12 protein-coding genes are annotated in these 13,314 nt (G+C 61.4%); 6 read left to right on the forward strand and 6 right to left on the reverse strand.

Annotation, left to right across the window (positions count from 1 at the left end):
• The first annotated feature begins 37 nt into the window (after window positions 1-37).
• Entirely contained in the window at window positions 38-1,747 is a 1,710-nt protein-coding gene (locus AC6I97_RS13525) for a GAF domain-containing sensor histidine kinase (RefSeq protein ID WP_497945131.1), read from the forward strand.
• 17 nt (window positions 1,748-1,764) lie between these two features.
• Here the strand turns inward: AC6I97_RS13525 and AC6I97_RS13530 are convergent, their stop codons facing one another.
• Window positions 1,765-2,454: a response regulator gene (locus tag AC6I97_RS13530; protein ID WP_497945132.1), complete on the reverse strand. Its 690-nt coding sequence runs from the start codon at window positions 2,452-2,454 to the stop codon at window positions 1,765-1,767.
• Window positions 2,455-2,682: 228 nt separating this feature from the next.
• Here AC6I97_RS13530 and AC6I97_RS13535 point away from each other — a divergent pair, with 228 nt between their 5' ends.
• From AC6I97_RS13535 to AC6I97_RS13545, 3 genes are all read left to right on the forward strand, one after another.
• Entirely contained in the window at window positions 2,683-3,045 is a 363-nt protein-coding gene (locus tag AC6I97_RS13535; RefSeq protein ID WP_497945133.1) for an SPW repeat protein, read from the forward strand.
• A gap of 90 nt (window positions 3,046-3,135) precedes the next feature.
• Window positions 3,136-4,521, forward strand: coding sequence for an MBL fold metallo-hydrolase RNA specificity domain-containing protein (locus AC6I97_RS13540; RefSeq protein ID WP_497945134.1), 1,386 nt, complete (start codon window positions 3,136-3,138; stop codon window positions 4,519-4,521).
• A gap of 148 nt (window positions 4,522-4,669) precedes the next feature.
• Window positions 4,670-5,533 (forward strand): universal stress protein, encoded by an 864-nt coding sequence (locus tag AC6I97_RS13545; protein WP_497945135.1) that lies wholly within the window; start codon window positions 4,670-4,672, stop codon window positions 5,531-5,533.
• A 145-nt stretch (window positions 5,534-5,678) separates the two neighbouring features.
• Here the strand turns inward: AC6I97_RS13545 and AC6I97_RS13550 are convergent, their stop codons facing one another.
• From AC6I97_RS13550 to AC6I97_RS13570, 5 genes are all read right to left on the reverse strand, one after another.
• Window positions 5,679-6,518: a universal stress protein gene (locus AC6I97_RS13550; RefSeq protein ID WP_497945136.1), complete on the reverse strand. Its 840-nt coding sequence runs from the start codon at window positions 6,516-6,518 to the stop codon at window positions 5,679-5,681.
• Between the two features lie 41 nt (window positions 6,519-6,559).
• Entirely contained in the window at window positions 6,560-7,003 is a 444-nt protein-coding gene (locus AC6I97_RS13555; protein WP_497945137.1) for a pyridoxamine 5'-phosphate oxidase family protein, read from the reverse strand.
• A gap of 94 nt (window positions 7,004-7,097) precedes the next feature.
• Window positions 7,098-7,628 carry a flavodoxin family protein gene (locus AC6I97_RS13560; RefSeq protein WP_497945138.1) on the reverse strand — a complete coding sequence of 177 codons (531 nt, stop codon included), beginning with the start codon at window positions 7,626-7,628 and terminating at the stop codon, window positions 7,098-7,100.
• Window positions 7,628-8,098, reverse strand: a complete 471-nt coding sequence (locus AC6I97_RS13565; protein WP_497945139.1) for a universal stress protein — start codon at window positions 8,096-8,098, stop codon at window positions 7,628-7,630. The genes AC6I97_RS13560 and AC6I97_RS13565 overlap by 1 nt, the downstream gene beginning before the upstream one ends.
• A gap of 87 nt (window positions 8,099-8,185) precedes the next feature.
• Window positions 8,186-9,457, reverse strand: a complete 1,272-nt coding sequence (locus tag AC6I97_RS13570; protein ID WP_497945140.1) for a GAF domain-containing protein — start codon at window positions 9,455-9,457, stop codon at window positions 8,186-8,188.
• A gap of 318 nt (window positions 9,458-9,775) precedes the next feature.
• Between AC6I97_RS13570 and AC6I97_RS13575 the strand changes: the two genes are divergently transcribed.
• Window positions 9,776-12,178, forward strand: coding sequence for an HAD-IC family P-type ATPase (locus tag AC6I97_RS13575; RefSeq protein WP_497945141.1), 2,403 nt, complete (start codon window positions 9,776-9,778; stop codon window positions 12,176-12,178).
• 69 nt (window positions 12,179-12,247) lie between these two features.
• Entirely contained in the window at window positions 12,248-13,249 is a 1,002-nt protein-coding gene (locus AC6I97_RS13580; protein ID WP_497945142.1) for a zinc-dependent alcohol dehydrogenase family protein, read from the forward strand.
• Window positions 13,250-13,314: the final 65 nt, after the last annotated feature.

Genomic DNA, 13,314 nt, shown 5'->3' on the forward strand with positions numbered 1-13,314 from the left:
CTCCCGTGGTGTTGCCGGTCCTGGTCGAAAGGCGACAATGAACGACTCTCCGGAGGAAGCACGCAACGAGGCGCCGGGCGCGCCGGGAGTCCAGTTGGAAGACCTCCTGAAAGAATTCATGGCCCGGGCCGGAGAACTGCTCCAGGCCCAGGAGAGAACGCGGGGGCTGCTCGAAGCGGTGGTGGCCGTAGCCGAGGACCTGAGCCTCGAATCCGTGCTGGAGCGGGTTGTCAGATCCGCCTGCGATCTCCTCCAAGCACGCTACGGCGCTCTGGGCGTCATCGGCGAAGACGACGTATTAAGTCACTTCATCACCGTCGGCATCGATGACCACCTGGCCAGCCGGATCGGCCCGCTTCCCACCGGCCACGGGGTCCTCGGTCTTCTGATCACTGAGCCCGCACCGCTGCGGCTCCATGATCTCAGCCAGCATCCCAAAGCCCATGGCTTCCCCCGGAATCATCCTCCCATGAAGTCGTTTCTGGGCGTCCCGGTGCGGGTCCGGGATACGGTCTTTGGGAACCTCTACTTGACCGAAAAGGCCGGCGGCGAGGACTTCACGCCGGAAGACGAGGACCTGGCAATTGCTTTGGCGGCCGCGGCCGGCGTGGCCATTGAGAACGCCCGCCTCTACGAGGACGCCCGTCGCCGCACATCGTGGCTCGAAGCCTGCATGGACGTCACCGGCAGGATGCTGGAGGACGGCCAGCCCGAGAATGCATCCCTGGACCTGATCGCAAGCAGGGCTTTACTGGAATCCGGGGCGAAGCTGGCCTTGGTCCTGTTGCCTGCCGCCGAGCGGCCCGGGGTCTACACCGTGGAGGGTTCCGCCGGAATAGACAGTGTTGCACTCAGGGGCCGGGTGCTATCCGTGGATTCCACGGATACCGGCGCCGATACCTTCGAGGGAGCTGCGACCGCCCTCGACGATCCTTGGAGACTAGTTGACGAGACAGGCCATGGGCAGCCCGGCAAGCTGCTCATGGTGGACCTCAGCGCCCAAGGCGCCCATCAGGGATACCTCCTACTGGGCCGTTCGCCCGGCACCGGGGCCTTCTCCGCCACCGATATTGATATGGCATCCGTCTATGGCTCGCACGTGGCCCTGGCTTTGGCCCTTGACCGTATTCATCGCTTACGTGAACAGTTGGTCGTCTTCACTGACCGGGACAGGATCGCGCGCGATCTTCATGATCTGGTGATCCAACGGCTCTTCGCCGCAGGACTGAGCATCCAAAGCCTGCGTCGCTTCACCTCCACAGGATCAGCTGCAGGGCGGATCGATGCCATAACGGACGAGCTCGACACCAGCATCCGGGATCTTCGGAATACCATCTACTCCCTGCGGGCCACTACCAGTGAACCTGAACTCTTGAGCAGCCGAATCCTGCGGACCATACAGGCAGGGGCAAAGACTCTGCCACATGCACCACACCTGACACTGACAGGGGCCGTGGATGCCTTGGAAGACGAGGTTGTCGTAGAGCACCTGTTGGCAGTCATTACGGAAAGCCTGAGCAACGCAGTACGCCATTCGGGGGCAGAAATGATCACAGTGGCCGTGGCCGTGGAAGACGGCGCCCTGATCATGGAGCTGGCCGATGATGGCTGCGGATTCAAGGAGCCCGGTGCCGGCAATGGGCTCGGCAACATGATCCGCAGGGCCGCTTTACTCAATGGTTCATGCACTATCACCAGTGCCCCGGGCAAGGGTACCTTGCTGACATGGACAGTTCCGGTACTGTAAGCCGGCCAACCTGTCTGTCAGTGACCTCGTCCTGAGTCCTCCCCCGGCGCGTGGGCCATGAAGACCGCCGCCTGGGTCCGGCGTTCAAAACCCAGTTTCGCCAACAATGACGAAACATAGTTCTTGACAGTCTTCTCTGCCAGTAGCATCTCTTCGCCAATCTGGCGGTTGGTCATGCCTTGGCCGACGTACTCCAGGACACGCCGCTCCTGCGGCGTCAGGGACGCTACGCGCGGATCCAGCCTCTTGGGCTCCGTCAGTCCCTTGATAATCCGGGCCTTGACAGTCTCATCGAACAATGATTCGCCGCGGGCTGCGCGTCGCAGGGCCCCCAGGAGATCCGTGCCGCCAATTTCCTTGAGAATGTAACCGGCCGCACCGGCAAGCACCGCGCCACGCAATGCCTGCTCGTCGTCGTAGCTGGTCAAAATCAAACAGTTGAGGCGAGGGTCAACGGAACGCACATCCCGGCAGACTTCGATTCCTGTTCCGTCCGGAAGCCGCGCATCCAAGACCGCGACGTCGGGGTGCAAGGCTGGTATCCGCCGAGTCGCCTCCTCTGCAGACCCCGACATCCCAACCACCTCGAACCCCTCGCTTTCCAGAAGCTCCTGCAAACCCCGGCGTACCAATTCGTGGTCGTCGAGTATGAACACACGGATGGGCTGCACCGTGATATCCGGGGCGGATTCTTCTACGCGATTCATGATTATCCTCTCCGGCGGGGGCCGCAGCGCACATGCCGATCTTTCAGCACCTCCAAATTGTTGCCGACGTCCTCCCCGGGTTACAAGGGCCCAAGGACCCTGCCGAAGGCTCGTGACTTTCGGCCCTGTTGCGCTTCGAGGTTTGAACTGAATCTGGGAATACGGGAGACCGGAAGCCGCCCTGCAGAGGCAGGCGGTGTTTCCAGACAATGAAGGAGCAAGAAAACCATGAAGAAATGGACGCGATGGCAGGACTGGACCGTTGTCGCAGCCGGCGCCTATGCGGCCCTATCAGTGTTGTGGACCAGTCAAATGGGATCCTCGACGGCCGTAATGGTCACCCTGGGCATACTCCTTGTCATCGGCGGGGTGGTTAACCTTGCCGCGCCAGGGATGCCTGCCGCGGAATGGGCACAAGCCATCATTGCGGTGGCCCTGCTGCTGGCGCCGTGGGTAGCCGGCTTCACTTCTGCCACAGGCGCAGCCTGGAGCGCGTGGATTACCGGCGCCATAGCGTTGGTAGTAACCGCGTTGGCAATAAAGCCCAGTACTGAGGAATACCGGCATCACCACGCCGTACCGTCGTCCTAGCGAGGACAAATACCTGGCGCCGGAGCATCGCCCGGCGCCAGATGCTTCCCCGAATCCCGCTGCTTCAGCCGCCAGGGTGGATAGGTCCCCATGCATAACAAGCACGTCCCCAGACTCCGCTTTCTCGGCGCAACCGATACGGTCACAGGTTCGCGGTACCTCCTTGAGTACCAAGGCTCGCGGGTACTCGTGGACTGCGGCCTCTTCCAAGGCTATAAACGGCTTCGGGAACGCAACCGCAGGCCCTTCCCGGTTGCGCCTTCCTCCGTCGACGCCATACTTCTGACCCATGCCCATTTGGACCACACCGGTTACGTCCCTGCATTGGTCCGGGATGGTTTTCGCGGACCCGTGTATGCAACACATGGAACCAGCCAGCTTTGCAAACTGCTGCTGCCCGACAGCGGCCATCTGCAGGAAGAAGAAGCCCGCTATGCAGGCCAAACGGGCTCCTCAGTCCACGTACCTGCCCTTCCGCTCTACACCGCCGCAGACGCCGTCACATCACTTAACAGCTTCAGGCCCGTGGATTTCGATGCCACCATCGAAGTCGGCCACGGGGTTGAGGCCACTTTTGTCCCGGCGGGCCACATCCTGGGGGCGGCCCAAATCCATGTCCGGATAGGCGGGCACTCCGTCCATTTCACTGGTGATCTGGGCAGGGCGGACGATCCCTTCATGTACCCGCCACGCGAACTTGGCGAAGCCGACATCCTGGTCACGGAGTCCACATACGGCAACCGGACACATCCCTTGGGCAGCTCTGAAAATGAACTCGGAGAAGTAGTCAACCGTGTCATCAAACGGGGAGGGGTAATCCTCATCGCGGCGTTCGCGGTGGGACGCGCCGAAACCTTGATGCTGCAATTGGCCCGTCTTCGCCGCAATGGACGCATTCCGGACGTACCGGTCTACCTGAACAGTCCCATGGCCATCGATGCCTCATACATGTACCAGCAGCATCCGGAAGAGCATCGCCTGCGTCCTGGGGAATTCAAGAACATGTATCAGATCGCCACCATGACCAGAAGTGCGGATGACTCAAAGCTCCTCAACCTGCGTGGCGGTCCGATGATCATCATTTCAGCCAGCGGAATGTTGACTGGCGGCAGGATCCTGCACCATATACAGGCGTATGGGTCCGATCCGAAGAACGCCCTGGTACTGAGCGGCTACCAGGCCGCCGGAACCCGTGGTGCGGCGCTTGCGGCCGGTGTCCGCGAGCTCAGGATTTATGGACAGGATGTTCCCATACGCGCCGAAGTGATCCAACTCGAGGGTTTCAGTGCACATGCCGACGCCGACGCGATCATCCGGTGGATGGGTTCGGCTCCCCGGGCGCCAAGGATGACCTATGTCACGCATGGTGAACCGGAAGCCTCAGATGCGTTGCGTCTCCGAATCAAGCGTGAATTGGGGTGGAAAGCACGGGTTCCGGAGTATCTGGAGACCGTCTCAGTCGAGGCGCCGGAGTAGCCAGGCCCCAACCCTGGACAGTAGCGGACCCAGCATCCGCTTAGTAGGACTTCCGGCCCTAACTCCAAGGAAACGGAAGGCAGAAACTGGACTGACAAAGCCCCGGCCTCACCCTTCCGGGGAACATCCAAGAAGAATGGGACCAGCCATGAAGGAAGCAATTGTCGTTGGCGTCAGCGATTCCCCCGGTAGCGACGCTGCAACACGGTGGGCCATGCAGAGGGCGGCCGCCCTGAAATTGCCGGTGCAGCTTGTTCACGCAGTGGATGACCGCTGGGCATATGACGCCGTTGGGTATAACGAATGGATCCGGGAATCCGGAGACAAATTCCTGGTCACAGCCAAGGACCGTGCCAGCAAGCTTGAGCCGACTGTCGAAATCACCACAGACCTGGTCTCGGGAGGAGCCGGATACGCGCTTCGCAAGAAGTCAAAAAGGGCCTCAATGGTTGTTATAGGATCCGGGCACAGCTGGGTTGGGGGCTCCCTGACTGACCGTGCACTGCAGGTTGCCGCCGTGGCACACTGCCCCGTGGCAGTCATAGGGGAGCATGATCTGGCGAACCGGCACGGCGTCCTGGTGGGCGTGGACGGTTCGGAAGAATCCACGCAAGCCGTGGCGTTTGCCGCAGCCGAGGCGGATCGGGAAGGACAGGAGCTTACCGTGCTCCACGCCTTCCGGCTGCCCGAGCCGGTGGTGGCCCGCGGCATGCCGCCAGGAAACTTCTCAGAAATCGTTGCCGAGGAAGAACGCGTGGTGTTGGCCGAAACGGTTGCAGGGTTGGCAGACACCTACCCTGACCTGATTGTGCATCAGGTTCTGGAGACGCACACAGGACCCGCAGAGGCACTTATCGCAGCCGCCGCTACTGCACGCTTGCTGGTTGTCGGCAGCAAGGGGCGTGGCGGTTTCAAGCGTCTTCTGTTGGGATCAACGGCACACTCAGTACTTAGCAAGCTGCCGTGCCCGACCATCATTACCCGCCTCCATACCGTGAAGCACTCCGAATAGCCTGAGTGCTGCAGTTTGCCTGAGCGCTGTAGTTTGAAGGGCCCTGGATCCACACGTTCCAGGGCCCTTCAGGTTCGTCGGTCCTTCGCTGCAACGACCGGCATTCTCTTACGGCTTCGTGTACCTGAGCGCTTCGTGTACCTGACTACGGCCTGGGGTGCCTGACGACAATCACCGGGCAGCCGGCGTGGTGGAGCACGGCATGGGCAGTCGAACCAATGCTGCCTTTAACGAGGCCGAGGCCGGAGCTCCCCACGACGACAACCTGCGCATCGCTTGTGGCGCTCAAGAGTGTTCCTGCGACCGATGTTCCACTCAGCAGGACATCCGCCACCTCCAGCCCCGGCGTCGTGTTGCGTACAGAACGTATTGCGGAGTCAAGCATTTCCCGGGCGCCAGGGCCCTCAGCCGTGTCATGACCGTCGTGCTTTCTGCGAACGTGCACAATCCTTAGGCTCGCTTGGGTTTGGGATGCGAAGGTCGCTGCATACCGGAGCGTCGCTTCCCAGCCTTCCCCATCGATTCCGACAACGACGGGTCCGCCGGGACGCTGCACGGGCCCGATGACGGCCACGGGACAGGCCGCCGTGGCGGCCAGTTCGAGGCTGACCGATCCGACCAGCAGGCCCAGGAACCCGCCAATGCCGCGGGTGCCGACAACCAGGAGGGAAGCATGTGAAGCCAATTTGCGCAGGTTCTCGGCCGGCCATCCGTACACCAGGCTCGTTGTGACCTCGACGTCAGCCGACACCTCGCGAGCGCGCGCTACTCCTTCGGAAACGACCGACTCGGCCGCGTGGCGCAAGCCGCTTTCGGCGATTCCAGGCACAGGTTCCATGTTGTGGGTTATGACCGGCCAGAGCGAGCAATGCACAATTTGCAGCGGGCATTTTCTCCTGTTGGCCAGCCTGGCGGCCCACTGCACGGCCGTGTCTGCCTCGTGCGAACCGTCGTAGCCAACGACAATCGGCTCTTTGTCATTCATGGTCAAAGCCTCATTCCGCCACGCATGGCCCTTGGCTCCTGTCAGGCCAAATAGACGTGGCGGCCTGTCATCTCGGCGACCTGAATACGGACGAAGAGGTCACGTCCACCGCCTGCCCAAGGCTCGGCCATGGCCTTGCCCCAGAGCTCGGTCAACAGCCCAGGCTCTACCACATGGGAAGACGGACCACTGGCTAGAACGGACCATCCCTCACTCCTGTCCACCCGGACGTCGTCAACCTGGAACGATACCTGCATCCGTGCAAATGGCTCACCGATAAGCCCTTGAGGAGCTGTGCGAAAGTAGAGGTTGTTCCTGTGGATCACGTGGTTAACGGGAAGGATCATCACCCTTCCGTGGTGCACGAATCCAACCCTGCCGGTAGTCTGCGAACGGAGCAATTCCCAACACTGGTCTTTGCTGAGGTCTTCGCTGACATGCCTTGCTCCATCGATCCGGCCAGGCTCCGTGTTTGGCAGTGTCATCTTCATCTCCTCCATTGGGCGGGTGCGTTCACCCGCCGTCTACTGTGAGCCTAGGAAGGCCCAGGCTTCCGGACGTAGGGCCAAAAGACCCCGCCTACGTTTCGGTGGCAAGAAGTGCAGCCAGGCTTCCGCCCCAACGGGTCGCGTGTTCGAGCTCGTCCGGGCCGACGGAGGGCCTGGCATCTACCTCGAAACTCCGGGGCTCAGCAATCAGCGTGAACCCAGCTTTGCGTAGTTCGGTTGCGATGCCTTTGGATGCCCTTCCGGTGAGGAATGCAGGTCCGTGGTTGCGGGTATCGAAGGATGCCGCCTTTTGGCCCTGGAAAGCCGGACGGAGCTGCGACAGCCACTCCCGGACGCCAACTGTCAGATTGCCATCCGGCACCTCGGAACCACTTGCAGCCGCCACGTTGATGGCGGACCGTCTCGTTGACCATCGACTCATGCCGTGCACATGGGTCGGACCTCCGACGATCAGCAAATCGCAGGCACCCGGTTCTTCCCCAGTGAGTTCGGCGACAGAGACAAACCGGGCTTCTCCCATGCCACTGAACCCCGCAGCAATTGCCTCAGCTACGCTGCGGGTATTCCCGTACACGGTTTCGTAGACAATAAGAACACGCATTACTGGATCCTGCCGTTGTCCGACGTCGCATCCACCTCAGGCTCATGCACAACGAGAACCGGACAGTGGGCATGTGCGACACACGCGGAGCTGACCGATCCCACCAGCAGCCCACCAAACCCACCATGTCCGCGCCGTCCAACGACAATCAGATCCGCGTCGCGGCTTGCCTCGATCAGCCCTTGCCGAGGATGATTACGGACCAAGCGGGAAACGACGTTGTCCGGAAGGGCAGGTCCGAATGCTTTTTCCACGGACTTCTTGAGAATCTCCCCCGCAGCTTCCTCGAAGCCGGTGATTCCCATGGCTACGTACCCCTCATAAACACGGGGATACTCCCAGAACGCCGTGGCAACCACCTCAGCGCCCAAGGGCACTGCCAGGCGTTGGGCTTCCCGCAGGGCAGCAATTGATGCCTCCGAGCCGTCGACTCCTACGATGATAGTGCCTGCGGAACCTGAACTGTTCATAACCGTCCTCCCACCGAGCAAAGCATTTGTGCTGCCAGATTCTCGTGAAAGACCGACGTCGACCAGAGTCTTAGGTCACAACGCCACTCATGGGACGTCCCTGGATTCGTCGGAGCGGAGTTGCTCGATGGTCTCCCGGAGCGTTCGGATGGTTTGGTCGAGATCCGATGTTACGTCCCCCATACGTTCCAGGGCTGCAGGATCCTCCATGAAGCGCCGAAGGTTCTGAATCCCCAGGCCAGCGGCAAAGAGGCGCTGGATCACGAGGTCGTGCAGATCCCGGGCGATTCGTTCGCGGTCCGTCAGCAGGAGTGCTTGCTCGCGAAGCGCACTGACTCGCGCGAGGTCCAAGGCCAGACCCACCCTGCTTCCAAACAAGGCGCTCGATTCGACGTCGGAGCGCGTGTAAAGGGGGCCACCTGCAGCTCGCGCCAGCAGCAGGACGCCGTTCCCGGTCCCGCGGTGTCCCAGAGCGGAGACCAGTACGCTACCCAGCTTTTCCGACATGCCAGCCCCGAACACCGTCGCCGCGTCGCGCACCAACTCGGATTCTCCCGTTTCCAGTACCGACGCGACAACGTCAGCGCTTGGAAGTTCCTGACCCGCGTACAACCCCTGTACACCGACGGCCGAGCGGCAGCGTAGAACTCCTGCAGGAGTCGGGACGGCTACGACGCCCAGAATAGAGTCCGAGGCCCGCAAAGCAGTTTCGGCAACATGGTCAAGGTTGCCTGAGCCACTCTCGGACTGATTGGCAATCAGGTGTCCGCCCAGCTCCATTCCGGCTTCCAACCACCGCTGCCGCCGGCGACTCTCCTCGAAAAGGCGGGCATTCTGGATGGCAACACCAGCCGCCGCTGCGAGAGCGATGGCAAATTCCTGGTCGGCTGCGTTGAAGTCCTGGCCATTGCTCTTTTCCGTGAGATATAAATTGCCGAAAACGATGTCTCTGACCCTGATCGGAACGCCAAGGAAAGTCTTCATGGGCGGATGGTTTTCGGGGAAACCCACGGCCATCGGATGATGGCGCAGGTCATGGAGCCGTAGAGGCTTCGGCTCCCGGATCAGATGTCCCAGGACCCCATGCCCGGTCGGGAGATCGCCGATGGACCTGATGCCGTCATCGTCGATACCTACTGTGATGAAGTGGCTCAGACGCTGGTCTTCCCCGATCACCCCCAGCGCTCCATATTTTGCATCCACGAGGGCGCAGGCCGATTTGACGACGCGATCAAGAACGGCTTCCAGGCTGAGATCTTCGGCAATTGAGACAACTGCCGCGAGCAGGCCGTTCATCTGTTCCTGGGCATGCAACAATTCGTCTGCACGCTCCACGAATTCGCGCAGAAGCGTATCCACACGCCCTTTCACCGGGGAGCTCCAAGTATGTTCTTCGCCCATGGGTACCGAACTTCCTTACGTCGGTCCAGGAGTGTCTTTTGCTTGAGTCTAGGGGAAATCGTGGAATACAGACACACGTCCCTGCAGCTTCCGGGGTGAGCCGTTCAACAAGGCATTCTTCCCCCGACGTTGCAAGCTTTCGTTCCAAAACTGTCTTGTGACTTTCGGCCCTAGACCGGCCATCCCGCGTCCGGAACCCTTGTACTTCACTGGACAGCGTGGAGGAACCTTGAATCGTGCGAGGTATGCCAACTTCTTAACTGAGGTTTGCCGCCAGTGACCAAGCAGTACGGTCCGCTGGCGGGCCTCTCTGCTGACGACGTCTCGCAGCGGATCCGCGACGGGCTGGTCAACGTCGCGCCCATACCAACCAGCCGCAGCTTGCTGGCTATCGTCCGTGCCAACGTCTTTACGCTTTTCAACGGCATCGTCTTGTCGGGCTTTTCGCTGTTGCTCTTTCTCGGGCAGTGGCAGGACGCGCTGTTCGGGTTGGCGGCCATCGGGAACGCCCTTATTGGCGTCATCCAGGAATACCGCGCCAAACGATCCCTCGATCGCCTGACCATCATCCACGCGGCCACGGCACGCGTGGTCCGCGATGGACATCACCACGAAATTCCCGCAACGGGACTGGTGATGGATGACTTGCTGCTGCTTGGTGCCGGCGATCAAGTGCCAGCGGACGCGGTTGTCACCGGGGAGGGTTCCGTTGACGTGGACGAGTCATTACTGACGGGTGAGTCGGCGCCTGTGCCGAAGCACCGCGGGGACGTGCTGTTGGCTGGGTCCTTGATTTTTGCCGGTTCCGGCTCCGCCCAGGTCATCAGGGTTGGCCAGGAGACATTTGCCAACCGACTGACCGCGGATGCCAAGCGTTTTTCCCTTGTGACCTCTGAGATACGCAGGGGAATAGACAAGGTGCTGGGCGTCCTGGCCTGGATTGTCCTGCCCGTGACGTTGCTGGTGCTGAATTCGCAGTTTGTCCGGCAGGACGGCTGGGCGGGAGCACTGGCTTCCGGGGCTTGGAGACAGAACGCCGTTTCCACCGTGGCTAGCACGATAGCCATGATTCCCCTCGGCCTGGTGCTCCTGACCAGCGTAGCTTTCGCCGTCGGAGCCGTTCGCCTGGCACGGCAGAAAGTCCTCGTCCAGGAGCTGGCAGCTGTCGAAGTCCTCGCCCGTGTGGATGTGCTCTGCTTGGACAAGACAGGAACGCTCACGGACGGACAGATGGCTTTCGACGCCGTTCACCACCTCCGGGACGACATCCAGGATGGCTGGAGCGCAGCACTGGAATGGTTCGGGGCCAACCAACCGGCCAACGCCACCTCGCGGTCTGTCGGGGACGCCTTTCCCCAGAAACAGGAGCTGCACGCGTTGGCTTCAGTGCCATTCGATTCAGCGCGCAAGTGGAGCTCTGTGACCCTTGGCAATCTCCGGGGCGGCTCCTGCACTTGGGTACTCGGCGCCCCGGAAGTGGTCCTGGCGGGTGGCTCTTCGGGATGCAAATCTGCACGGGAGCGGGCGGAACGGTTGATTGAGTCAGGTTTCCGGACCATGGCGTTGTCCCGCTCCAATCTGGCCATTGTTGGGACCGAAGATCCTTTGCCCCCGGATTGTGAACCGGTACTGCTGCTGACATTCCGTGAAAGTATCAGGCTCGATGCGCCCCGCACGTTGGCCTACTTCCGTGAGGAGGGGGTGGACATAAAGATTCTTTCCGGCGATGATCCCCGCACGGTTGGTCTGCTGGCCGGCAAGCTGGGCTTGGAAGATACGAATGCAATCGATGCCGGCACATTGCCTGAAGATCCCGTCGCATTGGAAAGGCTGATGGAAGACCACTCAGTGTTCGGACGCGTCTCCCCCAAACAAAAGAAGGAGCTGGTGCTCGCACTGCAGCGCCGGGGCCACACAATTGCGATGACCGGTGACGGGGTCAATGACACCTTGGCACTCAAAGTGGCAGACCTGGGCATCGCCATGGACTCCGCAGCTCCGGCCACCAAGGCTGTAGCGCGCATCGTCCTGCTCGATGGCAAATTCAGCAGGCTTCCTGCCGTGGTGGCGGAGGGACGGAGGGTAATTAACAATATGGAGCGGGTTTCCATGCTGTTTCTCAGCAAGACGGCGTATGCGGTTGTTATCTCCGTGTTCTGCGGGACGCTGCTTCTACCCTTTCCCTTCCTTCCACGCCAACTATCGGCGGTGGATGGGCTGACCATCGGGTTGCCCGCGTTCTTTCTGGCCCTACTGCCCAATTCGAGAGGCTATGCCCGCGGATTCCTGCGCCGCTCGCTGTCCTTCGCCATACCCGCCGGGTTGGCCACCGCCGTCGGGATAACCGCGCTCAATTACTACATCCAGGCGACGGGCAGCTTCAGCGTCGACCAAGCCCGCTCAGCGTCAACCATGGCGCTGGCACTCATTGGCTCGTGGATCCTGGCGGTCATCGCGCGTCCGCTCGATGCACGGAAGACGGCTGTCATAGCCGCGATGTATTTCGGCACAGCCACCGTTTTCACCTTCCCGCTGCTGAGTGACTTCTTCCGGCTCGACTGGCCCCCGGGGGATCTCTTGCCGGTGACGATCGGAGTCGCGGTGGCGTCCAGCGCCGCCGTCGAGATCGCGGGGCGATTCCGCAGGAGGGTGTCCCGCGCCAATAGCCGGACCCCGTGACCTTTGGCTCTGGTTTATATCCCTGCAGCCTGCAAACCTCGTGGCATTGAATCGCGGAAGGATTTGGCAATGCATGCATGGTGGGTAGCAAATCCCGGACCGATGCCGACCCGGCCCTTGGTGCAAGGGAAGCGGAAAGATCCCCGGCCGAAAGCCGGGGAATTGTTGATCCGGGTGAGTGTTTGCGGTGTATGCCGGACAGACCTGCACTTGGCTGAAGGTGATCTGCAGCCACGCAGCGCTAATGTGGTTCCGGGCCACGAAGCCGTTGGAACTGTGCTCGAAACCGGCTCGAACGACAGCAGATTCGCGGCGGGCGACCGCGTGGGCGTGGCATGGCTCGGTGGCACCTGCGGAACGTGCACCTTCTGCCGACGGGGCAAGGAAAACCTGTGCTTGACGCCAACTTTCACTGGATGGGACCGCGACGGCGGATTCGCGGAACTAATGACGGCCCAGGAGGATTTTGCCTACGCTGTCCCAGCCCGCTTCACAGACGAACAGGCCGCCCCGCTCCTTTGCTCGGGAATCATCGGCTATCGCGCACTGAAGAGGTCCTCCCTACCACCAGGAGGGCGCCTGGGCATCTACGGTTTCGGGGGTTCCGCCCACCTCACCGCGCAGATTGCGATGCATCAGGGTGCCTCGGTCTACGTCATGACGCGTTCAACGGAAGCCCGGGCCCTTGCCCGCTCCCTGGGCGCCGAGTACGTGGGCGGTGCCAAGGATGTTCCTCCGGTCAAACTCGATTCAGCGATTCTTTTCGCACCGGCAGGAGAGCTGGTGCCCTACGCATTGAGGTCGCTGGACCGCGGCGGAACGCTGGCAATTGCCGGCATACACCTCACAGACATCCCTTCACTCAAGTACGCCGACGACCTGTTCTACGAACGTCAGGTCCGGAGCGTAACTGCCAACACACGCACGGACGGGGAGGAACTCCTGGCCCTGGCTGCAGACATGGCATTGACACCGACCACAACCTCATACGACTTCGGGCGGGCAGACCAGGCCCTGGACGATCTGGCGAACGACCGTATCACCGGAGCAGCCGTACTCCGCGTCCATTGACCACCTGGGCCGGCATGCTTCAATGGCGGGTTCCTGCGGAGGACTTTCGACTCTGGATGCCTGTT

Source organism: Arthrobacter sp. TmtSoilC48 (genome assembly GCF_059739425.1).

Coding starts and splice junctions, on each gene's coding strand:
- AC6I97_RS13525 (WP_497945131.1), top strand. CDS start 38: ATGAACGACTCTCCGGAGGAAGCACGCAACGAGGCGCCGGGCGCGCCG.
- AC6I97_RS13565 (WP_497945139.1), bottom strand. CDS start 8,098: ATGAACAGTTCAGGTTCCGCAGGCACTATCATCGTAGGAGTCGACGGC.
- AC6I97_RS13540 (WP_497945134.1), top strand. CDS start 3,136: ATGCATAACAAGCACGTCCCCAGACTCCGCTTTCTCGGCGCAACCGAT.
- AC6I97_RS13550 (WP_497945136.1), bottom strand. CDS start 6,518: ATGAATGACAAAGAGCCGATTGTCGTTGGCTACGACGGTTCGCACGAG.
- AC6I97_RS13530 (WP_497945132.1), bottom strand. CDS start 2,454: ATGAATCGCGTAGAAGAATCCGCCCCGGATATCACGGTGCAGCCCATC.
- AC6I97_RS13555 (WP_497945137.1), bottom strand. CDS start 7,003: ATGACACTGCCAAACACGGAGCCTGGCCGGATCGATGGAGCAAGGCAT.
- AC6I97_RS13560 (WP_497945138.1), bottom strand. CDS start 7,628: ATGCGTGTTCTTATTGTCTACGAAACCGTGTACGGGAATACCCGCAGC.
- AC6I97_RS13580 (WP_497945142.1), top strand. CDS start 12,248: ATGCATGCATGGTGGGTAGCAAATCCCGGACCGATGCCGACCCGGCCC.
- AC6I97_RS13545 (WP_497945135.1), top strand. CDS start 4,670: ATGAAGGAAGCAATTGTCGTTGGCGTCAGCGATTCCCCCGGTAGCGAC.
- AC6I97_RS13535 (WP_497945133.1), top strand. CDS start 2,683: ATGAAGAAATGGACGCGATGGCAGGACTGGACCGTTGTCGCAGCCGGC.